The sequence below is a fragment of the Deinococcus sedimenti genome (assembly GCF_014648135.1).
GTDB lineage: Bacteria > Deinococcota > Deinococci > Deinococcales > Deinococcaceae > Deinococcus > Deinococcus sedimenti.
Genome location: NZ_BMQN01000002.1, coordinates 358379 through 379450, shown reverse-complemented (window position 1 = coordinate 379450; position 21072 = coordinate 358379). Strand labels below are relative to the sequence as shown.

Here is a 21072-nt window from a genome sequence, read left to right as displayed (position 1 = left end):
GCCGATCACGCCTGCATCCTGCCGGGCGGGCAGGGACAGTCAGGGGGACAGAATGCCGGGCACCGTCACGCCTGCGCGAGTTCCCCCTGCCGCGCCTCGATGATCTTCCGGGCGAGGTGCTCCGGGACCGGCTGGTACCCGTGGGCTTTCACGCTGAACGCGCCGCGGTCCCCGGTCAGCGAGCGCAGGTCGGCGCTGTACGTCTGGAGTTCGGCTTGTGGGACGAGCGCGGTGACGGTGATGACGGTCCCCTCGGGGTCCATGCCCTGCACGCGGGCGCGGCGGGTCTGCAGGTCGCTGATCAGGTCGCCGGTGAACGAGGCGGGCGCGCGGACGCGCAGCTGCATCACGGGTTCCAGCAGGCCGGGGCGGGCGCCCGTGACGGCGTTTTTCAGGGCGAGGCTGCCGGCGGTGCGGAAGGCGATGTCGCTGCTGTCCACGTCGTGGTAGCTGCCGTCCAGGACGGTGACGTGCACGTCCTGCATGGGGTACCCGGCGAGTGCGCCGCGCTGCATGGCGTCCTGCACGCCCTTCTCGATGCTGGGGATGTACTTGCCGGGAATCGCGCCGCCCACCACGGCGGACCGGAACGCGAAGCCCTCGCCGGGCTCGATGCGGATCTTGCAGTCGCCGTACTGGCCGTGCCCGCCGCTCTGTTTCCTGTGTTTGCCCTGCGCCTCGGCGGGTGCGTGGATGGTCTCGCGGTACGGGATGCGGGGCGGGGTGGTGGTCACGGTGACGCCCTGCGCGGCCAGCTTCTCCACGGCGATGCCCAGGTGCATGTCGCCCATGCCGGACAGCAGCTGCTCGCCCGTCTGGGGTTCGCGGGCGTAGTGCAGGGTGGGGTCCTCCTCGCGCAGTTTCGCGAGGGCCGCGCCGAGCTTGTCCTCGTCCTGTCGGGTGGCGGGGTGAATGGCGACCGTGTGCACGGGGTCGGGCAGCCACAGCGGGTCGTACGTGATGGGCCGCGCGGGGTCGGCGAGGGTGTCCCCGGCGTGCAGGTCCGGGAGTTTCGTCAGCACGCCGATGCTCCCGGCGGGCAGTTCGGTCACCTCGGTGAGGTCCTTGCCGTTCGGGACGTACAGGTGCATGGGGCGCACGTCCACGTCCTGCGACGTGTTGCGCAGCGTGTCGCCGGGGCGCAGCGTGCCGCTCCACACCCGGACGTACGCGACCTTCCCGACGAACGGGTCGATGGACACCCGCCACACCCGCGCGCTCAGCGGGGCGTCCGGGGTGGGCTCGCGGGTCTGGCCGTCCACGCCGGTCAGCGGGCCGCGTTCACGGGCGCTGCGCAGGCCCCGCACCATCAGGTGCAGCAGTGCGTCCAGGCCCACGCCGGTCACGGCACTGACGGGCAGCACCGGATACAGGGTGCCCGCGTGAACGGCCCGCAGGTACGCCGCCTCCAGTTCGTCGTCCCCGATGGGTTCGCCCTCCAGGTAGCGGCCCATCAGGTCGTCGTCCGTCTCGACGATGGCGTCCAGCAGCGCGTCCCGCGCCTCGCGCAGCGCGCCGCTCAGGGCGGGCGGGAGGTCCTGCGGGGGGCTGACCTCACCCGTCAGGACGTTCACCACGCCCCGGAAGTCCGGCCCCTCCCCCACCGGCAGGAACGCCGCCACGACCGGCCCTTTCAGACTGGCCCGCACGTCGGCCAGCACCGCGAAGAAGTCCGCCCGGTCCCGGTCCATCCTGTTCACCACCACGACGCGCGGCATGCCGAAGCGATCGGCGGTCGCCCAGGCGCGCTCGGTGCCGACCTCCACACCCCCCACCGCGCTGACGAGCACCAGCACGCTGTCCGCCGCGCGGATGCCGCCCCGGATCTCCCGCACGAAGTCCGCGAAGCCCGGCGTGTCCAGCACCGTCACGTCCGTGCCCTCGTGGGTCAGGCGCAGCACGCCGGTCTGGATCGAGAACCCGTGCGCCTTCTCCGCGTCCGTGTGGTCGCTGCGGGTCGTGCCGTCCTCCACCCGCCCCATGCGCGAAATGACCCCGCTGCGGTGCAGCAGGGCCTCGGCCAGCGTCGTCTTCCCGGTGCCGCTGTGCGCGGCCAGACTCACAATGCGGTGAGGCACGAAAGATCACCATTCCTTCCCCGAACACCCCTTCGGGACGGGCGGCAGCGACCGGCGAACGCACGCGGGCAACAGAAATTTTGGTGCCGCCAGTGTACACCCGGTCAGGTGGCCACCACCCGCTCCTCCTGTCGCTCCGCCCGGTATCCTTCGCCCCATGAGTGAAGGTTACGCTGATGAGCAGGGTGACGTGCTGGTCACGCCGGACGGGTCGCGCACCGCCCTGAACGCCCGGTTCGGCGAGGCGTACGGGTCGCGGCACGGCGCGGCGTCGCAGGCGCGGCACGTCTTTCTGGAGGGCACGGGCACGCACGAGCACCCCGCCCCGCGCGTGCTGGAGGTGGGCTTCGGGGTGGGCGTGAACGCCCGCGCGACCCTGGCCCGCTGCGAGGCGCGCGGAGTTCCGCTCGTGTACCACGCGTTTGAGTTCGACCCGGCCCCGCGCGCCCTGCTGCGCGACGTGGCCCGCGGCGGCGAGGCCGAGGATCACCCCGCGTGGCGGGCGCTGCTGGACGCCTGGCCCGAGGCGGACGGTGGGCCAACCGGGGAGAGTTCCGGCGAGATCGAGGTCACGGCGGGCGGCGCGACCCTGCGCGTCACGTTCGCGGACGTCCTGACCGCCGACCTGCCCGAAAGCTGGGCGACGGCGCTGTACCTCGACGGGTTCTCGCCCAGCCGCAATCCGGACGTGTGGACGCCGGAGTTCACGGCGCGACTGGCCCGCACACTGGCGCCGGGGGGCGTGCTGGGGACGTACAGCGCCGCCGGGCACGTGCGCCGCTCGCTGGAGGCCGCCGGGCTGCGCGTGGAACGCCGCCCCGGCGCGCCCGGTAAACGCGAGTGCCTGCGCGCGATCCGGAAGGGCTGATGCACGTCGTCGTGATCGGGGCGGGCATCGCGGGGGCCAGCGTGGCGTACTTCCTGGCCCGCGCGGGCGCGCAGGTGACCGTCGTGGACGCAGGCGCGCACCGCGCGAGCGACGTGCCCAGCGCCCTGATCAACCCGGTGCGCGGCCAGTCGGGCGGGGTGGACGCCCACGCGCTGGACGGCATGCGCTTCACGTGGGCGCTGCTGCGCGACCTGGAGGTGGCGGGGCACGCGGTGCCGCACGCTCAGTCCGGCGTGCTGCGGCCCATCCCGGACGACCACGCACGCGCCCGCTTCGAACGGAACCTCCCGGCCGCGCTCAGGCATGCGTGGCTCAGCCCAGCAGACGCGCCGGAACCTCTGGCGCCCGGCTGGGGGCACGTCCTGCACCTCCCGGATGGCGGGTGGGTGGACGGCCCGGCCTTCACCCGCGCGCTCGTGCAGGCGTCCGGCGCGCAGGTCGTCACCGGACGCGCGAAGAGCTGGACGGCCAGCACCGTGACGCTGGCGGGCGGGGGCACCCTGAACGGGGACGCCGTGGTGTTCTGCGGCGGTTCGGTCGGCGTCACGTGGCGCGGCGAGGCCGCCACGCATCGGCGCGGCACCCTCCTGACCCTCGACCGTGCGGTGACGCGCGTGCCGCTCAGTTTCGGCGCGTATCTCGCCCCGGATGCGCGCGGCGGGGTGCTCGGCGCGACCTTCGAGACGCCCTCCCCCACCTGGACCCCGGACGGGTTGCCGCTGGCGTCGCTGGGGTGGCTGCTCGGCAAGGGCGCGGCCCTCACTGACCTGCGGGGCGCGCGCGTCACCGGGCACTGGACCGGCACGCGCCTCTCCGGCCTGAACGCCGGACCGCAGGAGGGCGGCACGTGGCGGCTGACCGGCCTGAGCAGCAAGGGCTTCCTGCTCGGGCCCCTGCTCGCGGCTGAACTGGCCAGCGACCTGATGAGCGTGGCCCGGCCCGGCTGACCAGCGATCAGCCTGCGCTCAGGAAAATACGAGCCGCACGGAACCGACCTCGCGCGCGATCTCCTCAAGGCACGGCATGAACGTGCCGCCCCGCAGAGAACCGAGTGAATCCGAGTTCGTGAAGCGGATCTCCTCGACGTCGGGCCAGCCGGGGCCCCCCCACAACGCGTCGCGGAAAGCAGCGAGGTTTCGGCCGAACCCGGGATGGAGGTCCGGCACGTCCCGCATGTAAGCGGCCCAGAATCCGGCTTCGTCCCGCACTCCGGCGCAGTTCACGGTGACCGTCCGGCCCGTCACGCCTCAGTTCTCTATGACGTTGCGGCGGAAGCGTTCGAGGATGGCGAGGCCCACCGCGCCGCTCTTTTCCGGGTGGAACTGCGTGGCGTGCAGGTTGCCGTGGCTGAACGCGGCCCAGAAGGGCACGCCGTACTCGGTGACCGCTCCGGCGTCCACGTCGACAGTCAGGGGCACGTAGTAGGAGTGCACGAAGTACGCGTACGCCGGGCACGCGAGGTCGTTCAGGAGGGGGCTGTCGCCGACCTTATCGAGGCTGTTCCAGCCCATCTGCGGCACCTTCCGCTGCGCATCAGGCGGGAAGCGCAGGACGGTGCCGGGGATCAGGCCGAGGCCCTGCACGCCGGGCGCTTCCTCGCTGCCTTCCAGCAGCATCTGCATGCCGACGCAGATGCCCAGGATGGGCGTGCCGCCCTGCGCGGCGTCCAGGACGGGCTGGCGGAAGCCGCTGGTGTCGAAGGCGTCCATGACCTGCCGGAAGTGCCCCTGTCCGGGCACGACCAGCGCGCGCGCGCCGGGCACGTCGGCGGGGTCGCTGCTGACGCGCACGGTCATGCCCGCACGTTCCAGGGCCTTGGCGGCGCTGCGGACGTTCCCGGCGCCGTAGTCGAGCAGCAGGACCTCGGGCCGGCCCTCGGTGGCAGGTGCGGGAGTGCTCACAGGCTGCCCTTGGTGCTGGGCATGGTCTGGGAGGTGACCTGCACGGCGTCCCGCAGGGCGCGCGCGACGGCCTTCACGATGGCCTCGATGACGTGGTGCGCCTCGCGGCCCGCGAGGAGGCGGACGTGCAGGGTGATCCCGGCGTGGTTGCACAGGCCGCGCAGGAATTCCCGCAGATGGTAGTGGGTCATGCCGCCCGCGTCGCCCCAGACGTTCAGCGTCTCGGGTTCGAAGGCGAGGTGCGCGCGGCCCGACAGGTCCAGCACGACATGCGCCAGCGTTTCGTCCATGGGCACGAAGGCGCTGCCGTACCGTTCGATGCCCTTGCGGTCGCCAAGCGCCTGCGTGAGGGCCTGTCCGAGGGTGATGCCGGTGTCCTCGATCAGGTGGTGCGGTTCGATGTGCAGGTCGCCGGTCGCGCGGACGCTCAGGCCGATGCGGGCGTGGCGGGCCAGCGCGTCGAGCATGTGGTCCAGGAAGCCGTGCCCGGTCTGGGGGTGCTGGTACGTGGTGGTGTCGAGGTCGAGCGTGACGGTGATGTCCGTTTCGCTGGTGGTTCGGGTGACGGTGGCCGTGCGGCTCATGCTCAGCATGCTAGGGGACGAGGGGGGAGGGGTGTGTGGCCTTGTCGATGGGAGGGGGGGGCGGTGCGTGGGAAGTGGGGCGGGGCACTCCCTCTCAGCGCCCAGAGCTTACAGCTCAGAGCTGCGCTGGGTGGGCTTTCCCGCCGATTCGCTCCCGCCTCCGACCGGCGGGTCATTCTGTCTTGACCGTAATTCCATTCTGTTATAAACTAAACGCATGAAACTGAGCGATGTTCAGAAACGACTTCAGGCCCCGTTTCCCGCTCACATGGTGGCGTGGAAACCCGCCGCCTACAGCCGGGACCGCAGCCGCGCGCTGATGCTGGCGCACATCGACGCCCGCGCGGTGCAGGACCGCCTGGACGCCATCTGCCCCGACGCCTGGACCTTCGAGATCGAAGTCATCCCCGGCACCCGCCAGCCCACCGTGAAGGGCCGCCTGACCGTCCTGGGCGTCACACGCGAGGACATCGGCGAGGCCCCGGAAGGCGACCTGGGCACCCTGAAGGCCGCCTCCTCGGACGCCCTGAAACGCTGCGCGGTGCACTTCGGGATCGGCCGGTACCTGTACGACCTGCCCAAGACCTGGGCCGACTGGGACGACGCTGCCCGCAGGCCCACCCAGACGCCCGAACTGCCCGACTGGGCCCGCCCCGACCACGAACGCACGCCCGGCGGCGCGCACCTGATGCAGGCCATGGAGCAGCTGCGCTACGAACTGCCCGAGGATCTGGACCTTCAGCGCGAGGTGTACAAGCACCTGAAGGCCGCGCTGGGCAGCCTGCACCCGACCCCGCAGCAGCCCACGCCGCAGCACTCCGGACGGGCCGCGTGATCTGGCGGGGCCGGGACGAGCACGGCCGCCCCACACCCGGCAGTCTCCTGACCCTGACCCTCAGCCTGCTGCTGCTGATGCTGCTGGGCGGCACCCTCGCCCGCCTGCTGTAAGCCCTGCTGAAGATCGCCGACCCGCCCGGCGTCAGGCACGCGGGCGGGTCGGCCCGTCACGCCCCACCCTCTGTCACCACTGAGGTACGCACACTCTGTCCGGCGACCCGCCTACGCTGAACCTATGACGTGGAACCCCGACCAGTACCACCTCTTCCGCGAAGCCCGCAGCGCCCCCGTCCGCGACCTGCACGCCCTGATCCCCGACCAGCCCTACGCCAGCGTCATCGACCTGGGCTGCGGCACGGGCGAACACACCCTGACGCTCGCCCTGCGCTTCCCGCAGGCGCAGGTCACCGGACTCGACCAGAGCGCCGAGATGCTGGAGCGGGCACAGGCGCAGCAGGCCCCCAACCTCCACTTCCGCCGGGGCGACCTCAGTGAACTGGACGGCATGTACGACCTGATCCACGCGAACGCCTCGCTGCAGTGGGTGCCGGACCACCCCGCGCTCCTCGCGCACCTGTGGACGCACCTGAATCCCGGCGGCGTGCTGGCCGCGCAGGTGCCCGCCAATCACGACCACCCCAGCCACCGCCTCCTGACCGACACCGCCCTGGACTTCCAGGACGAACTGGGCGGGTACGCCCGTTTCGGCACTGCGCATGGCGCGTCCCCCGTCCTGCCCCCCGCCCGGTACGCGGAACTGCTCGACGCGCTGGGCGGCGTGGACATCATCGCCCTGAGCAGGGTCTACCCGGTCGTGCTGCACGGCGCGGACGGCCTGATCGACTGGACGAAAGGCACCGCCCTCGTCCCGTACCTCAGCCGCCTGGATGAACCCGGCCAGCAGCGCTTCCTGACCGCCTACCGCGCACGCCTCCACGCCGCCTACCCCGGCGAGCGCGTGTACTACGCCTTCACCCGTACCCTGTTCACCGCGCGCCGCCCCACCTGAGCGTCACTTCAGGAACTGTGCCGGGTCGGGTTCCTGCTGCGCCATCTGCGGCGTGAGCAGCATCAGGATGTGCATGATCTTGCCGCTCCTGTCCTTCACCTTCCCGTCCATCAGATACAGGCCCTTGAACATGCCGTCCCCGAGGGTGTACAGGTTGGCGGTCTGGCCGTCCTTCTTCGCGGCCCGCACGAACTTCAGAGTGCGGGCACCGAAAAACTCGCCAGCCTGCCCCTGCGGTTCGACCAGCATCACCGCCCAGTGGTTGGTGCTGAGTTTCGGCATGTAGATGAACATCAGGCCCTGCACCGGCACGCCGCGCGGCGTGACCCAGGCGCGCATGACCATCTCGCCCATCACGTTCGTGTCCATCAGTGGGGTCTGCCCCGACTGACCCGAGGCGATGCTCCACACGGTCTTCGAGTAGTCGGCGGCGTGGGCGGATCCGGTCAGGGTGAGCAGGGTCAGGGCACAGGTGAGAACGGCAGGGCGCATACCGGGCAGCATGGCAGCCCGATACGCCAGGAGATGCCTCAGGTGAGCCGCCTCGGGGGGCATTCCACCCCCACCGGAGCTTTCCGACCGGGTCCAGGGGGCCGCAGGTGGTACAGCGCGTGACCCGTGGGCACGCCGAGTTCCCGCGAGGTCCAGCGTTCCCCGGCGTGGATGGTCAGGTCCAGCGATTCGAATAGGTGCAGCCAGTCGGCGTGGCTGCGCTGCGCGTGGGGGTGCCCGACTTCCAGGTTCACCAGCGCGTCCAGGGTGCGCGCCAGAGGGCCGGGCCGCTGGCCGTCCACGCTCACGTCCTCCAGCACGAGGACCCGCTGCCGGGCAACCCGCGCGGCCTCGCGCAGCACCGCCCGCGGGTCAGGGCAGTGGTGCAGCACGAAGGCCAGCAGCACCGTGTCGAAGTGCGCGGCCGGGAACGGCAGCGCCCCCGGTGCGAGCACCCGCACCAACCCGTAACGCCGCGCGAGGTGCCGCGCGGTGGGCTGCGCGATCAGCCGCTGCCCCCACGCGCCCGGGTGCGGCGGCACGTCCGCGAGCGTCACCACCCAGCCCTGCCGGGCCAGGAGCGCGCCCGTGTGCCCGGTGCCTGCCCCGAGGTCCAGCAGCGACCCGCCGGTCGGCAGGTGCGGCCGCAGCCGCTCCGCGATCCGCCGGGCGCGGGGCCACCCGACCGGGCCGTACAGCGCGGCGGTCAGGGCGTCCCGGCGCGTGCCCATCACACGCCGCGTTTCTTGGTGCCTTTCATGGGGGCGTGCGTCCAGGGGTCGTCGGGCCAGGGGTGTTTGGGGTAGCGGCCGCGCAGGTCCTTGCGCACCTCGAAGTACGAGGAGTTCCAGAACGAGCGGAGGTCCTGCGTGACCTGCACGGGCCGCCCGGCGGGCGACAGCAGGTGCAGCAGCACGGGCGTGCGGTCCTCGTTCACGGCGGGCGTGTCGGCCAGGCCGAACAGTTCCTGCAACTTCACCGCCAGGATCGGGGCCTCGCCGGGGCGGTACGTGAGGCGGATGCGGCTGCCGGTGGGGACGGTCAGGTGCGTGGGGGCCAGCTCGTCCAGTCGGGCCGGGAGGGGCCAGGGCAATTGCGCCTGCAGGGCCGGGAGGAGGTTCACGCGCCCCAGGTCGTCGCGGCTGCGCACGCCGTCCAGGTGCGGTCCCAGCCAGTCCTCCAGGGTGCCGAGCAGCGCGGTGTCGCTCAGGTCCGGCCAGTCTTCCTCAGGCCGCCAGAACCGCACGGACTCCACGCGGTCGCGCAGCGCCTGCGCGTCGGGGCTGAAGGTCAGGAGGTGCAGGCCCTCGTCGCGGATCGCGGCGGCCAGGGCGTCCACGCGGGCGGCGGCCGGCAGGTCCCGCAGGGGCCGGGCTTCGAGCACGAGCGCGCCGAAGCGCCGTTCCCGCTGCGCGACGAGGGTGCCGGTGCGGGTGTCCCAGCGCACGGCGTCCACCCACGTGGCCCCGGCGTCCAGCGCGGCCGGGTCGAGGGGCGCGGCCAGGAAGATGCGCCCCTCCGCCTGCGCGGCGTCCAGGTGCGCGACGGCCAGGGCGCGCGCTCCAGCCAGCGCGTCGCCCTCGGGCAGCGCGGCGCCCTGACCGCCCGCGAGAAGGAAGCGGCCCCGGCGCAGGCCACTGGTCTCCTCGCGGGCCAGCGCGGCGCGTTCCGGGTACGCGCGGGCGACCAGCGCGCCCACCGCGAACGGGTCGGGGTCGCGGTCGTCGGCGCGGACCTTCAGGAGGGTGCGCCACTGGCGGGACAGCCGCTCGATCCTCTCCAGCACGGCGACGTCTCCCCTACTGCCATCCTTGCACCGCCAGGAGCGCAGGGCGCGCACCCGGTCGGTCAGGTCCGCGCCGAATCCGGCGGGCAGGGGGTCGCGTTCCTCCAGCAGCGCCGCCACGTCCGCCGCCAGCGCGGGGTCACCCGGCGCGGTCAGCAGGTGCGCGACGCGCGGGTGCGTGGGGAAGTCCAGCAGGCGCGCGCCCTCCGGCGTCACGCGGCCCGCGTCGTCCAGCGCGCCGAGGTCCCGCAGCACGCCCCGCGCGGTCTGCACGCGGCGTTCCGGGGGCACGTCCAGCCAGTGGAGGGTCGCGGGGTCGGTCACGCCCCACTGCGCGAGTTCCAGCGTCAGCGGCGCGAGGTCCGAGTCCAGCACCTCCGGCGGACGCGCGGCGGGCAGCAGCGGCTGCGTCCGTTCACTCCAGAGGCGGTACGCGACGCCCGGCGCGGTGCGGCCCGCGCGGCCTGCGCGCTGCGTCGCGGCGTCGCGCGTGACGCGGCCCGTGACCATGCGGGTCAGGCCGGTCGCCGGGTCGAACGCCTGCGTGCGGCTCAGCCCACCGTCCACCACGACGCGCACGCCGTCGATGGTCAGGGACGTCTCGGCGATGCTGGTCGCCAGGACCACCTTGCGCCGCCCATCCGGGTCGGGCTGCAGCGCGCGCGCCTGCTCGCGCACCGGCAGGTCGCCGTACAGGGGCAGCACCACGGCGTCCACATCTGACAGCAGCGCGGCGGCCGCGCGGATCTCACGCACGCCGGGCAGGAACGCCAGCACGTCCCCCGGCTCGGCGTCCAGCGCGGCGCGCACCTGCCGCGCCACCAGATCCTCCACGCGGCCCACCGGGTCGGTCGGCAGGTACCGGACCTCCACCGGGTACGCGCGGCCCGCGCTCTCGACCAGGGGCGCACCCAGCCGACCGGGCAGCGCCGGGTCCAGCGTGGCACTCATGACCAGCACCCGCAGGTCGTCCCGCAGCGCGCCCTGCACCTCGCGCAGCAGCGCCAGCGCCAGATCGGCGTTCAGGCTGCGCTCGTGGAACTCGTCCAGGATCACCAGCCCCACGCCCGCGAGTTCCGGGTCGCGTTGCAGGCGGCGGGTCAGGATGCCCTCGGTCACGACCTCCAGCCGCGTCGCGGCCGACACGCGCGAATCGAAACGCACGCGGTACCCGACCGTCCCGCCGACCTCCTCGCCCAGCCCTTCCGCCAGCCGCGCCGCGACCGCGCGGGCCGCGACCCGGCGGGGCTGCAGCATCACGACGCCCTGCCCGGCCAGCCACGGCTCGTCCAGCAGCGCCAGCGGCAACCCCGTACTCTTGCCCGCGCCCGGCGGGGCCTGCACGACCACCAGGGGATGCGCCGCGAGCACCGCGCGCACCTCCCCCGTGACGTCCTCGATCGGCAACTTCACGCCCCGCATGGTAAGGGCGCGGTGCGCCGGAAGTGGGCAGTGGGTAGGAGGTGGGGCGGGTGCTCCCTCCCACCTGGAGGAGGGGGGGCGGGTCAGCGACCGGTGATGCGGTCCACCTCGGCCAGCTCCTCGGGCGTGAGGGTCCATGCGGCGGCGGCCACGTTCGCGTCGATCTGCTCGGGTTTCGTGGCCCCGGCGATCACGCTGCTCGTCACGTCGAAGGACAGCAGCCAGCTGAACGCCAGCTCCAGCAGCGTGTGCCCCCGGCCCTCGGCAAAGGCGCGCAGGTCCTCCACGACCGCCCAGTTCCGTTCGTTCAGGTAGCGGTCCTGCGCATTCTGACTGCCGGTGATGCGTGCACCCTCGGGCAGGTCGGCCCCGGCGCGGTACTTGCCGGTCAGGAGGCCACTGGCGAGCGGGAAGTACGGCAGCAGGCCCAGGTTCAGGTCGCGCATGGCGGGAATCAGGTCGGCCTCCACGTCCCGCACGAGCAGGCTGTGTTCGTCCTGGCAGGACGTGAAGCGCGCCCAGCCGTGCTGCCGGGCCAGGGCGTCCGACCCGCGCACGTCGGCGGCGGGCATGTTGCTCACGCCGACGGCGCGCACCAGGCCCTCCTGCACCAGGTCGTTCAGGGTGCCCAGCGTGTCCTCGATGGGCGTCTCCGGGTCGGGGCGGTGCAGCTGGTACAGGTCCAGGTGATCGGTCCCGAGGCGGCGCAGGCTGGCGTGCAGCGCCTCGCGGATGTACGCGGGCCGCGCACCGCCCCGGCCCTCGCCCATGTCCAGGCCGAACTTGCTCGCCAGGACGATGTTCGCCCGCTCGGCGCCCAGCGCGCGGCCCAGGGTTTCCTCGCTGCCGCCCCGATTGCCGTAGATGTCGGCGGTGTCGAACAGCGTGATGCCCGCGTCCAGCGCGCGGCGCACCACGGCGGTCGTGCCCGCCTGATCCAGCCGTCCCCCGAAGTTGTTGCAGCCCAGCCCCACGACCGACACGGTCAGGCCGCTATGTCCCAGCGTTCGCGTTTTCATGCGGGCAGCCTACGCCGACCCGACATGAGCTGCACCCAAGGATGGACGCGCGCCCCGGCCCCCGTGAGGCATGCTGGGGCATGCGCGCCCCACCCCGCCAAACCTTCACGCGCTCCACCGGCACCCCACGACCGGCGACCAGCCTGGGCCGCGCCGCGACCGTCACCGCCGCCCTGATCGCGGGCCTATGGGTGCAGGAGGGCGCCGATCAGCTGGTGTTCCAGGGGCAGCTGGACCAGTTCGGCATCGAGCCGCGCGCCCCGGGCACGTTCTGGCACGTGCTGACCGCGCCGTTCCTGCACGTGGGCTTCGGGCACCTCATTGCAAACACCGTGCCGCTGGCCGTCCTGACGTTCATGAGCGCCCTGCGCGGCGTCGCGCGCTTCCTGGCGGCACTGCTGCTGATCGTCCTGATCGGCGGCGGACTCGTGTGGCTGCTCGGTCGGGGCGGCAGCGTGCACCTGGGAGCCAGCGAACTGGTGTTCGGGCTGCTCGCGTACCTGCTGGGCGTCGGCTGGTGGGAACGCACCCCACTGGCGGTCGGCGTGGCGGTCGCGGCGTTCCTGCTGTACGGCGGCATCCTCTGGGGCGTCCTCCCGGCGAACCCGGCCGTGTCGTGGGAGGCGCACCTGTTCGGCTTCGTGGGCGGCCTGATCGCCGCGGCGATCCTCCACCGCAAGCGTCCCCCGGCACGGCCCACGTCCAGTTTCCCGCGCTGACCGGCAGGACATTCTCACCGGGGGGTCGGGCTATGCTCGGCACGATGCGAGCTCCGCCCCGCCCCCTGCGCCCTGCCCCGATCCGGGTGGGCCGCTGGGTGCTGGCGCTGCTCGCGGTGCTGGCATCCCTGGCGCACCTGACCCGCAGCCCCGGCGCGGGTGGACTGGGCCTGACCCTGGGGACGCTGACGCAGACCGTCGCCGGGGGGCACGAGGCTCCAACCGAGGCCGCTGCCCACGTCCATGTGGCGGGCGTCCCCTGCGACCCACCTGCTTCCCGCACGGCTGAGGCAAGTGCCGCGCATGCGGACGGGCACGACCTGACGGACGCCGCGCCGAACGCCCCGCCGCACCACGCGCACGGTGATCCCCACTGCCCGTTCTGCCTGACGACCGGTTTTGCGCTGGCCGCCGCCGACGGGCCTCGCGTCAGCCCGCAGGCCCAGCGCGCCCTCCACGTGACCACCCGCACCGCCGGGCCGGTCACGTTCGCGCTGCGTCACGCGGACGCCCGCGCACCACCGCACGCCTGACCTGCGCCAACGCCGGAGCTGCCACTGCCAGATTGATGGGGCACCCGGCCCGGCGGCCCCGCGCGCACCATGCCCCACATCCCCTGCTTCCCCGCACCTTCCGACGACCGCGCCCGCGTGGCCTGCGGCGTCCCCTGACCCACCCTGGAGTTTACCCATGTTCAACCTGAAAACCGTTCTGCCCCTGGCCGCCGCCCTGTTCCTGTCCGTCGCGGGGGCACACGCCACCGTCCGTACCGAGACCGGCCTGACCGAGTCCGCCGCCGGGAAGAGTGAGACGTACCGCCTGAACGTCCCCACCGAGAAGGAGATCGCCACCACCCAGATCCGCCTCGTGGTGCCCGTCGGGGTGGTGATCAGCCGCTTCCAGGTCACGCCCGGCTTCACGCGCACCGTGAAGAAGGACGCGGCTGGCCTCGTGACTGAAGTGGTCTGGAAGGGCCGCGTGGCGCCCATGGAGTACGCCCGCTTCTTCTTCCAGGCGAAGAACCCGGCGGCGGCCGGTGAGGTCGTCTGGAAGATCTACCAGACGTACAGCGACGGCAGCGTCGTCGCGTGGGACGACACGAACCCCGCCGAGGGCCCGGCCAGCAGGACCACCGTCAAGTAAGTGCTCCTCTGGGGGGAGGTCCGCTTCCTCCCCTCTACCCCTTCCCGACCCTGGAGGTCATCTCATGAAGAACATCCTGCCCCTGCTGGCTGCCCTGACCCTGTCCGCCGCCTCTGCCCACACCGCCGTGTCGGGCGTGACCCCCGCGCTGAACGCCACCGTGACCGCCCCGAAGTCCGTGACCCTGGCGTTCAGCGAGCCCGTGGAACTGCGTTTCTCGACGTTCCGCGTGATGGCCGTCCCGGCGGGCGTGACGGTCGCCGAGGCGGCGCGGCGCGCCCTGGCGGAGAAGGCCGACTCGGCGGCGCTGGCGAATGTGCCCGTCAAGCTGAGCGGCGCGGCGGCCCGGCTGGCCCTGACCCTGAAACCCAGGTTGAAGTCCGGTCAGTACGTGATCGCCTGGAAGATCCTGTCGGAGGACGGGCATCCCGTGACGAGCAGCAGCACCTTCCGGGTCCGCTGAACGCGGCGCGCCCGGCGTTCGGGAGTGATTCCGTGCAGCCCGTCCAACACGGAATCGCTTCCAGTTCAGTGGCGACCGCGCACGCCGTCACGCTGCGGGTGACGCCTCCTGACGTGACGGACAGACCCGCGCAGTCGTAACTGGGCTTACACTGAACAGGTTATGGCGAAATATCGCATCTGCTTGATTGAAGGCGACGGGATCGGCCACGAAGTGATCCCCGCGACCCGCCGCGTGCTCGACGCCGCGGGCTTCGACGCCGAGTACGTCCACGCCGAGGCCGGGTACGAGTACTACCTCGACCACGGCACCAGCGTCCCCCAGGCGACGTACGACGCCGTCGAGAACACCCACGCCACCCTGTTCGGCGCGGCCACCAGCCCCAGCGGCGAGAAACCCGCCGGGTTCTTCGGCGCGATCCGTCACCTGCGCCAGAAGTACGGCCTGTACGCCAACGTGCGCCCCACCAAGACCCGCCCCGTGCCCGGCGCGTACGAGAACGTCGACCTCGTGATCGTCCGCGAGAACACCCAGGGTCTGTACGTCGAGCAGGAGCGCCGCTACGGCGATACCGCCATCGCCGACACCGTCATCACCAAGGACGCCAGCGACCGCATCGGCAAGTTCGCCGCGGACCTCGCCATGAAGCGTGGCAAGCGCCTCACGGTCGTGCACAAGGCCAACGTGCTGCCCGTCACCCAGGGCCTGTTCCTGAACACCATCCTCGACCACGCCAAGACCGTGGACGGCCTGAACACCAGCACCATGATCGTGGACAACGCCGCCATGCAGCTCGTGCGCAACCCCCAGCAGTTCGACGTGATGGTCATGACGAACATGTTCGGCGACATCCTCTCCGACCTCGCCGCCGGTCTGGTCGGCGGCCTGGGCATTGCCGCCAGCGGCAACGTCGGCGACAAGTTCGGCATCTTCGAGTCCGTGCACGGCTCGGCGCCCGACATCGCCGGTCAGGGCATCAGCAACCCCACCGCGACCATCCTCGCGGCCGTCCTGATGCTCGACCACATCGGCGACCACGAGACGGCCCGCCGCCTCGACAACGCCGTGAACAAGGTCCTCACCGAGGGCCCCCGCACCCGCGACCTCGGCGGCACTGCCGGGACCGAGGAGTTCACGAACGCCGTCATCGCCGCCCTAGCATAAGCAGACACCAGCAAGAGAGGGCCGGACGCTCAGCGTGTCCGGCCCTCTCCTCTATGCCCGGAGTGAACGGTTTGAACAAACCCTTCAACCGGAGTCTTACAGCTTGACGATCATCTTCCCGGTGTTCTGGCCCTGCAGCAGGCCCATGAACGCGGCGGGCGTCTGGTCGATGCCCTCGACGACAGTCTCGTCAAATTTCAGTTCGCCGCTGGCGATCCAGCCGCCGACTTCCTGCGCGAAGGTGTCGAACAGGTCGTAGTGGGGCGTGACGAGGAAGCCGCGCAGCGTGAGCTGCTTGCCGATGATCTGCACGAGGTTGCGGGGCGCGGGGGTGGGTTCGGTGGCGTTGTACATGCTGATCATGCCGCAGATGGCGGCGCGGCCCTGAACGCGCATGCTGCCGATGGCGGCTTCAAGGTGCTCGCCGCCGACGTTGTCGAAGTACACGTCAATGCCGTCCGGCGCGGCAGCTTTCAGTTGTTCGGCGACCGGGCCGCCTTTGTAGTTGAACGCCGCGTCGAAGCGCAGGTCGTCCACGAGGTGGCGGACCTTGTCGGCGCTGCCCGCGCTGCCGATGACCCGTGACGCGCCCTTCAGGCGGGCGATCTGCCCGACGGCGCTGCCCACGGCTCCGGCGGCGCCGGACACGAACACCACGTCGCCGGGCTTGAATTCAGCGGTGCGCAGCAGGCCCGCGTAAGCGGTCAGGCCGGGCATGCCGAGCACGCCCAGGTACGCGCTGAGGGGCACGCCAGGCAGTTCGGGCAGCACCTTCACGCGCCGCGCGTCGATGTTCGCGTGGGTGCGCCAGCCCTGGTCGTGCAGGACGTGCGCGCCGACGGGCACGCTGGCGTCCTCGCTGTGCGTGACGACGCCGACCGCGCCGCCGGTCATGGTCTCGCCCAGCGCGAAGGGCGCGGCGTAGCTCTTGGCGTCGTTCATGCGGCCGCGCATGTACGGGTCGACCGTCAGGTAGAGGTTGCGGACCTGAATCTGCCCGGCAGCGGGCTGGGGCAGGGTCAGGTCCACGAGGTTGAAGTCACTGTCCCTGGGGGCGCCGACGGGACGGGCGGCGAGTTGCACTTCGCGTGAGGTCGTCATGCGGGCCACTGTGCGCCTTCATGAGAGGCCGTGATGGTAAGCGCGGTGACGTTGAAACGGTCACAGCAGCCCGGACACCCAGCCCCTGAACCCCAGGCTTACTCGTCCAGGGCCCGTTCGAAGTCGCCGAGCAGGTCGCCGATGTCCTCGATGCCGATGCTCAGGCGCAGCAGGTTCGGGGTGATGCCCAGGCGGCGGCGTTCCGCTTCGGGCAGGGGGCGGTGCGAGGTGCCCCACGGCCAGGACAGCGTGGTGACGACGTCCGCCAGGGACGGGGCCAGCGGAATCCGCCCGGCGAGGGCCTTCACGAAGCGTGGGGCGTCCTCGATGTCGGCGCTGAGCATCCCGCCGAAACCGTTCGGGTAGAGGTCCATGGCGAGGTGGAACTGCGGGTGGTCGCTGAGGCCCGGGTGGTACACGGCCTTCACGCGCGGGTGGTTCACGAGGACGTCCGCGATGGCCTGCGCGTTGCCGCTGTGGGCGCGCATGCGCAGGCCCAGCGTCTTGAGGCCCTGCATGGTCATCCAGGCGTCGAAGGCGCTGATGGTGCCGCCCAGGCGCAGCAGGCGCGTGCGGGCCAGCGCGACCAGTTCGGCGGAGGCGCACAGCACGCCGCCGAACGCCGTGGAGTGCCCGCTGAGGTACTTGCTCACCGAGTGCGTGACCAGATCGGCGCCGTGCTCGGCGGGGCGGAACATGGCGGGACTGGCGAAGGTGTTGTCCACGCTCAGCAGCGCGCCGCGCCCGTGGGCCAGCCGGGCCAGGGCGGGCACGTCCGGCACGGTCAGCAGCGGGTTGGTGAGGCTCTCGACGTGCACGACGCGGGTGTTCGCGCGGAAGGCGGCCTCTACCTCGCTGAGGTCGCAGGCGTCCACGAAGGACACCTCGATGCCCAGGCGGGGGAATTCCTCGGCGAGCAGCGCGTACGTCACGCCGTACACCCGCGCGTCCGTGATCACGTGATCCCCGGCCTTCAGCACGCCCAGCAGCGCCGCGCTGATCGCCGCCATGCCGCTCCCGGCGACCAGCGCCGCCTCGGTGCCCTCCAGGGTCGCCAGGGCGCGTTCCAGCGTCGCGGCGTTCGGGGTGCCATTGCGGTAGTAGAACGCCGACGGGTCCTCACCACTCATGGCGCGGTCGAGGTCGTCCAGGTCCGCGAAGGCGTACACGGTGCTCTGGTAGATCGGCTCGACCAGCGCGGCGGCGCGGTTGGGGCGGGCCTCCTCGCCCGCGCGGGCGGCCAGGGTGGTCAGGTCGTAGGTGGGGGCGGGCTTGGGGTCGCTCACCCGCGCATTGTACGAAGGTGCGCGGCCCCTCCCCTTCTGCCCCTTACTCCCCGCCCGACCAGAGGCCCTGTTTCTTCAGGGCGGCCACGAGGGCGGGTTCGCGTTTCTCCATGCCGCCTCCCTGCCCGAAGTACATGGTGAGCAGGCGTGCCCAGTCGCCGGGTTTCCCGTTGCGGGCGGCGATGGGGTTCATGATCTCGGTGGCGTGGCGGATCTCCTCGTCGGTGGCCTCGTGGTACGCGTCGGTGTGGATGACCAGCGGGCGGGGCACGCGCGGGCGGTACGGGGCGTCCTCGGCGGGGCGGCCGATCGTCAGCGCGGCGAACGGCAGGACCCCCTGCGGGAGCTTCAGTTCCTCGATGATGCCGCCTAAGCCGTTCAGCACGCCGCCGATCCAGCAGCCCTGGTAGCCGAGCATCTCGGCGGCGGTCAGGAGGTTCGTGCCCGCCATGACGGCGTCCCCGATGCCGAAGTGCACGGCGATGGCGGGCCACGTGCCCGCTTCCTTCCCGGCGACCTCCAGCACACGCTGGACGCGGCGCACGTCGGCGCACACGACGAACGCCTCGCTGGCGGTGGCGATGTGCGCGTTCGTGGTGAGTTCGGCCACGCGGGCGCGCCGTTCGGGCCGCGTGATTCGGATCAGGGAGTACAGCTGCGCGGTCGCGTCGGTCGGGGCGCGCTGCGCGGCGTGCAGGATCACGTCCAGGTGCTCCTCGGGCATGGGCAGGGGCGTGCCGTCCTCGTGCGTCTGGTACTGGCGGACGGTGCGGTGCGCGTCATAGAAGGCGCGGACGTCCTCGGGGCGGCGGTGGCGGTCATCGGTCATGCGGCGCAGCATACCCGCCGCCCCGCCGGGGCAAGTGCGGGCGGCGCGACAGAACGCCACCCCCTGCCGAGCGGCGCGGCAGGGGGTGGCGGCAGGGTGCGGGCGTGGCTAGCGACTGCCCTGCCACGCGAGCAGCACGGTCAGGACGGCCCCGATGCCCATGACGGTCAGGGCCTGCACGCGGGTCTTTTTCAGGTACAGCAGGATGCCCAGGCCCGTCAGGGAGATCACGACCAGGAACGCGGCGCTGACGTCAATGACCCACTTCCAGGCGGGGCTCGCGTCGCGGCCCTTGTGCAGGTCGTTCATGACGGCCACGGCGCCCTGTTCCAGGATGGTGGTCTCATACGTGCCGGTCTTGACGTCAATGACGGTGTCGGCGCTGTAGCCGGGCGCCAGGAAGGAGATGTCGGCCTGCTGGTCGTCCGCGCGCGGGTCGCTGGCGCGGCCCTTCAGGCCCTGCTGGGCGCGCAGTTCCTCGGCGACGGTCAGCCAGTCGGGTTGCCCGCCCCTGATCCAGCCGCCCGGGAGGGTGCCGGTCACGGTCCGGGTGACTTCCCCCGTACCGAACACCCAGTCCGGGTGGTTCAGGGTGATGCCGGTCAGGCTGAAGAACAGCACGACCAGCAGGCTGATCATGCTGGTGTACGTGTGCGCCCAGCGCAGCCAGACGTTCGTGCGGGCCTTCAGGGTGCGGGGGCGCGGGGCGGGCCGCCGCACACCCGCACCGGGTTCAGGCTTTGCCGAGAGCGACACTGGCCGCCTCGATGTCGTTGTCGGCGGTCAGGGTCTTCCTGAACGCCGCGGCGCCCACCGTGACCTTCTCGCGCACCAGCGAGTACGGGCCGTGCTCGCGGGCGGCCTCCACGCACACGTAGTACGTGCCCTGCGCGGCCATGGCGCCCTTGTCGGTCTTGCCGTCCCACGCGACAGCGTACGTGCCGGGGTTGCGGGTGGCGCTGCTGACCGTGGTCAGGAGGTCGGCGTTGGTGCGGTACCAGCGGCGCAGTTCGCTCAGCCAGCGGGGATTCATGCGCGACTGCTGCACCCACACGGTCAGGTTGCGCACGGTGTTCCCGGATTCGTCCTCGATCCACACGGCGACGTAGGGGCGTTTCACGCGGCCGCTGGCCTTCGTGGCGACCGTGAAGGTCACGTCGAGCTTCATGCCGGTCGGCCATTTCTTGGCGGGGCTGGCGGCGGCGGCCTGGGCGGGGCTGAAGCGGGAGACGGTCAGGGCGGCGGCGGTCAGGCCGAGTCGGTGCAGGACGGTGCGGCGCGTGTGGGTCATGGGGTGGATCCTCCTGCGGGCAGCGTGCCGCGCGGGGGTTAGCGGGCGGTTAACAGGGGGCGCCGGGAAGGCCGGACCGTGCGGCGCGGCAGGGGCACCCCGGTCCAGCCGGGCGAGACGTGCCGCTGCCCGTCAGCCGTGACGATCATCGCCTCGCAGTCCGGCAGACTGGACAGCAGATTCAGACCGGCACGCGGTTCCAGGACGCTCAGGACGGTGGCCAGCGCGTCGGCCGTCACGCACTCGGGCGCGGTGACGGTCACGCCCGGCACCTCCTGAACCGGCTGGCCCGTGCGCGGGTCAAGCACGTGCGAGTAGTGCCGCCCCTGCACCTGAAAGCCGCGGTGAGCCTGCCCGCTGGTGGCCAGGGCGGCCTCGCGCACGCCGATGCGCGCGACGGGAGGCGCGTCGTCCTGCGCGGTGAACGGATCGGCGATCAGCACCTCCACGCGGGCCGGTCCGATCACGCGCAGGTCCCCACCCGCATTGATCAGGACGCTGCGCACCCCGGCGTGTCGGGACGCGACCTGTGCGGCGCGGTCCACGATGTAGCCCTTGGCCAGGGCGTTCAGGCCCAGCGGGCCGCTGGCGTGCAGGGTGGCGCTGCCGTCGGCATGCAGGGTCCACGGGGCGGCGCGCAGCGCGCTGACCTGCCGCGCCAGCGCGTCCGGGCTGGGCAGCGTGTCGGCCGCGGCGGCCTGCTGCCACAGTTGCGCCAGGGCGTCCGCGCCAGCGTGGAAGGCGCCGCCGCTGTGCGCCCGCCAGTGGTCGGCGAGGCGCAGCACCTGCAGGAGTTCCAGGCTCAGGGGCACATGCGTGTCGCCGGGACGGGCCTGCCAGCGGCGCAGTTCGCTCTCCGGATCGAAGCGGTTGAAGATCCGGGTCAGTCGCTCGATTTCAGTCAGGGCGGCGTGCTCGGCGGCGTGGGCCTGCTCGGCGGTGCGGGCCACGACCTGGACCTCCACCTCCGTGCCCAGCAGGCGCTCGTAGGTGGCATGCAGGCGGTGTGGGGGACGCAGCGCGCTGCGCAGGGCGGTCAGGATCACGCGCTGCATTCTG

General features: G+C 72.0%; 23 protein-coding genes. 9 read left to right on the top strand and 14 right to left on the bottom strand.

Translation table 11 applies throughout. The annotated features are described in order from the left end of the window. Positions 1 to 65: 65 nt before the first annotated feature. Complete coding sequence (locus IEY69_RS08585; protein ID WP_189072710.1) at positions 66 to 2078, bottom strand: elongation factor G; 2013 nt, start codon at positions 2076 to 2078, stop codon at positions 66 to 68. A 157-nt stretch (positions 2079 to 2235) separates the two neighbouring features. On the opposite strand from IEY69_RS08585, the gene mnmC2 reads away from it, so the two are divergent. After that, entirely contained in the window at positions 2236 to 2946 is a 711-nt protein-coding gene (gene mnmC2, locus IEY69_RS08580; RefSeq protein ID WP_189072709.1) for a tRNA (5-methylaminomethyl-2-thiouridine)(34)-methyltransferase MnmC2, read from the top strand. Next, the gene (locus IEY69_RS08575) at positions 2946 to 3914 is read left to right on the top strand and encodes an NAD(P)/FAD-dependent oxidoreductase (protein ID WP_189072708.1); all 969 of its coding nucleotides are present in this window, start codon (positions 2946 to 2948) and stop codon (positions 3912 to 3914) included. The genes mnmC2 and IEY69_RS08575 overlap by 1 nt, the downstream gene beginning before the upstream one ends. Positions 3915 to 3932: 18 nt before the next feature. On the opposite strand, the gene IEY69_RS08570 is transcribed toward IEY69_RS08575, so the two are convergent. The 3 genes from IEY69_RS08570 to hisB are packed head-to-tail and all read right to left on the bottom strand — an operon-like array spanning position 3933 to position 5452. Next, positions 3933 to 4211, bottom strand: coding sequence for a barstar family protein (locus tag IEY69_RS08570; protein WP_189072707.1), 279 nt, complete (start codon positions 4209 to 4211; stop codon positions 3933 to 3935). A gap of 3 nt (positions 4212 to 4214) precedes the next feature. Next, the gene (gene hisH, locus IEY69_RS08565) at positions 4215 to 4868 is read right to left on the bottom strand and encodes an imidazole glycerol phosphate synthase subunit HisH (RefSeq protein WP_189072706.1); all 654 of its coding nucleotides are present in this window, start codon (positions 4866 to 4868) and stop codon (positions 4215 to 4217) included. Continuing rightward, positions 4865 to 5452 carry an imidazoleglycerol-phosphate dehydratase HisB gene (hisB, locus tag IEY69_RS08560; RefSeq protein ID WP_189072705.1) on the bottom strand — a complete coding sequence of 196 codons (588 nt, stop codon included), beginning with the start codon at positions 5450 to 5452 and terminating at the stop codon, positions 4865 to 4867. Before hisB ends, hisH begins: the two co-directional genes overlap by 4 nt. Positions 5453 to 5669: 217 nt before the next feature. On the opposite strand from hisB, the gene IEY69_RS08555 reads away from it, so the two are divergent. Both IEY69_RS08555 and IEY69_RS08550 read left to right on the top strand, forming a co-directional pair. Beyond that, positions 5670 to 6287 (top strand): Rad52/Rad22 family DNA repair protein, encoded by a 618-nt coding sequence (locus IEY69_RS08555; RefSeq protein ID WP_189072704.1) that lies wholly within the window; start codon positions 5670 to 5672, stop codon positions 6285 to 6287. Between the two features lie 237 nt (positions 6288 to 6524). After that, entirely contained in the window at positions 6525 to 7298 is a 774-nt protein-coding gene (locus tag IEY69_RS08550) for a methyltransferase domain-containing protein (RefSeq protein WP_189072703.1), read from the top strand. Positions 7299 to 7301: 3 nt separating this feature from the next. On the opposite strand, the gene IEY69_RS08545 is transcribed toward IEY69_RS08550, so the two are convergent. The 4 genes from IEY69_RS08545 to IEY69_RS08530 form a co-directional block, all read right to left on the bottom strand. Then, entirely contained in the window at positions 7302 to 7790 is a 489-nt protein-coding gene (locus IEY69_RS08545) for a hypothetical protein (RefSeq protein WP_189072702.1), read from the bottom strand. 38 nt (positions 7791 to 7828) lie between these two features. Beyond that, entirely contained in the window at positions 7829 to 8521 is a 693-nt protein-coding gene (locus tag IEY69_RS08540) for a class I SAM-dependent methyltransferase (RefSeq protein ID WP_189072701.1), read from the bottom strand. Beyond that, a complete protein-coding gene (gene hrpB / locus IEY69_RS08535) occupies positions 8521 to 10998 on the bottom strand; it encodes an ATP-dependent helicase HrpB (RefSeq protein ID WP_189072700.1) in 2478 nt (825 codons plus the stop codon). The genes IEY69_RS08540 and hrpB overlap by 1 nt, the downstream gene beginning before the upstream one ends. An 83-nt stretch (positions 10999 to 11081) precedes the next feature. Further along, positions 11082 to 12017 (bottom strand): aldo/keto reductase, encoded by a 936-nt coding sequence (locus IEY69_RS08530; RefSeq protein WP_189072699.1) that lies wholly within the window; start codon positions 12015 to 12017, stop codon positions 11082 to 11084. A gap of 80 nt (positions 12018 to 12097) precedes the next feature. Here IEY69_RS08530 and IEY69_RS08525 point away from each other — a divergent pair, with 80 nt between their 5' ends. From IEY69_RS08525 to IEY69_RS08505, 5 genes are all read left to right on the top strand, one after another. After that, a complete protein-coding gene (locus IEY69_RS08525) occupies positions 12098 to 12736 on the top strand; it encodes a rhomboid family intramembrane serine protease (RefSeq protein WP_189072698.1) in 639 nt (212 codons plus the stop codon). Between the two features lie 44 nt (positions 12737 to 12780). After that, complete coding sequence (locus tag IEY69_RS08520) at positions 12781 to 13269, top strand: hypothetical protein (protein WP_189072697.1); 489 nt, start codon at positions 12781 to 12783, stop codon at positions 13267 to 13269. Positions 13270 to 13426: 157 nt separating this feature from the next. After that, on the top strand, positions 13427 to 13879 hold the full coding sequence (locus IEY69_RS08515) for a DUF1775 domain-containing protein (RefSeq protein ID WP_189072696.1): 453 nt from the start codon (positions 13427 to 13429) through the stop codon (positions 13877 to 13879). Between the two features lie 64 nt (positions 13880 to 13943). Next, on the top strand, positions 13944 to 14342 hold the full coding sequence (locus IEY69_RS08510; protein ID WP_189072695.1) for a copper resistance CopC family protein: 399 nt from the start codon (positions 13944 to 13946) through the stop codon (positions 14340 to 14342). Between the two features lie 162 nt (positions 14343 to 14504). Further along, on the top strand, positions 14505 to 15506 hold the full coding sequence (locus tag IEY69_RS08505; RefSeq protein ID WP_189072694.1) for an isocitrate/isopropylmalate dehydrogenase family protein: 1002 nt from the start codon (positions 14505 to 14507) through the stop codon (positions 15504 to 15506). A 96-nt stretch (positions 15507 to 15602) separates the two neighbouring features. On the opposite strand, the gene IEY69_RS08500 is transcribed toward IEY69_RS08505, so the two are convergent. The 6 genes from IEY69_RS08500 to IEY69_RS08475 all read right to left on the bottom strand — a co-directional run bounded on the left by IEY69_RS08500 (position 15603) and on the right by IEY69_RS08475 (position 21059). Further along, on the bottom strand, positions 15603 to 16607 hold the full coding sequence (locus IEY69_RS08500; protein ID WP_189072693.1) for an NADP-dependent oxidoreductase: 1005 nt from the start codon (positions 16605 to 16607) through the stop codon (positions 15603 to 15605). A 98-nt stretch (positions 16608 to 16705) separates the two neighbouring features. Continuing rightward, a complete protein-coding gene (locus tag IEY69_RS08495; RefSeq protein WP_189072692.1) occupies positions 16706 to 17893 on the bottom strand; it encodes a trans-sulfuration enzyme family protein in 1188 nt (395 codons plus the stop codon). A gap of 43 nt (positions 17894 to 17936) precedes the next feature. After that, positions 17937 to 18722: a nitroreductase family protein gene (locus tag IEY69_RS08490; protein ID WP_189072691.1), complete on the bottom strand. Its 786-nt coding sequence runs from the start codon at positions 18720 to 18722 to the stop codon at positions 17937 to 17939. A 108-nt stretch (positions 18723 to 18830) separates the two neighbouring features. Next, positions 18831 to 19442, bottom strand: a complete 612-nt coding sequence (locus IEY69_RS08485) for a PepSY-associated TM helix domain-containing protein (protein WP_229783769.1) — start codon at positions 19440 to 19442, stop codon at positions 18831 to 18833. Between the two features lie 13 nt (positions 19443 to 19455). Beyond that, positions 19456 to 20013 (bottom strand): DUF2271 domain-containing protein, encoded by a 558-nt coding sequence (locus tag IEY69_RS08480; RefSeq protein WP_189072690.1) that lies wholly within the window; start codon positions 20011 to 20013, stop codon positions 19456 to 19458. Positions 20014 to 20051: 38 nt separating this feature from the next. Next, positions 20052 to 21059, bottom strand: a complete 1008-nt coding sequence (locus IEY69_RS08475; RefSeq protein ID WP_373291012.1) for an FAD:protein FMN transferase — start codon at positions 21057 to 21059, stop codon at positions 20052 to 20054. Between the last annotated feature and the right edge of the window lie 13 nt (positions 21060 to 21072).

Excerpts from the sequence above, each read along its gene's own strand:
- mnmC2 (WP_189072709.1), top strand. The coding sequence starts at position 2,236 with ATGAGTGAAGGTTACGCTGATGAGCAGGGTGACGTGCTGGTCACGCCG.
- IEY69_RS08575 (WP_189072708.1), top strand. The coding sequence starts at position 2,946 with ATGCACGTCGTCGTGATCGGGGCGGGCATCGCGGGGGCCAGCGTGGCG.
- hisB (WP_189072705.1), bottom strand. The coding sequence starts at position 5,452 with ATGAGCCGCACGGCCACCGTCACCCGAACCACCAGCGAAACGGACATC.
- IEY69_RS08555 (WP_189072704.1), top strand. The coding sequence starts at position 5,670 with ATGAAACTGAGCGATGTTCAGAAACGACTTCAGGCCCCGTTTCCCGCT.
- IEY69_RS08550 (WP_189072703.1), top strand. The coding sequence starts at position 6,525 with ATGACGTGGAACCCCGACCAGTACCACCTCTTCCGCGAAGCCCGCAGC.
- IEY69_RS08545 (WP_189072702.1), bottom strand. The coding sequence starts at position 7,790 with ATGCGCCCTGCCGTTCTCACCTGTGCCCTGACCCTGCTCACCCTGACC.
- IEY69_RS08540 (WP_189072701.1), bottom strand. The coding sequence starts at position 8,521 with ATGGGCACGCGCCGGGACGCCCTGACCGCCGCGCTGTACGGCCCGGTC.
- hrpB (WP_189072700.1), bottom strand. The coding sequence starts at position 10,998 with ATGCGGGGCGTGAAGTTGCCGATCGAGGACGTCACGGGGGAGGTGCGC.
- IEY69_RS08530 (WP_189072699.1), bottom strand. The coding sequence starts at position 12,017 with ATGAAAACGCGAACGCTGGGACATAGCGGCCTGACCGTGTCGGTCGTG.
- IEY69_RS08525 (WP_189072698.1), top strand. The coding sequence starts at position 12,098 with ATGCGCGCCCCACCCCGCCAAACCTTCACGCGCTCCACCGGCACCCCA.
- IEY69_RS08520 (WP_189072697.1), top strand. The coding sequence starts at position 12,781 with ATGCGAGCTCCGCCCCGCCCCCTGCGCCCTGCCCCGATCCGGGTGGGC.
- IEY69_RS08515 (WP_189072696.1), top strand. The coding sequence starts at position 13,427 with ATGTTCAACCTGAAAACCGTTCTGCCCCTGGCCGCCGCCCTGTTCCTG.
- IEY69_RS08510 (WP_189072695.1), top strand. The coding sequence starts at position 13,944 with ATGAAGAACATCCTGCCCCTGCTGGCTGCCCTGACCCTGTCCGCCGCC.
- IEY69_RS08505 (WP_189072694.1), top strand. The coding sequence starts at position 14,505 with ATGGCGAAATATCGCATCTGCTTGATTGAAGGCGACGGGATCGGCCAC.
- IEY69_RS08500 (WP_189072693.1), bottom strand. The coding sequence starts at position 16,607 with ATGACGACCTCACGCGAAGTGCAACTCGCCGCCCGTCCCGTCGGCGCC.
- IEY69_RS08490 (WP_189072691.1), bottom strand. The coding sequence starts at position 18,722 with ATGACCGATGACCGCCACCGCCGCCCCGAGGACGTCCGCGCCTTCTAT.
- IEY69_RS08480 (WP_189072690.1), bottom strand. The coding sequence starts at position 20,013 with ATGACCCACACGCGCCGCACCGTCCTGCACCGACTCGGCCTGACCGCC.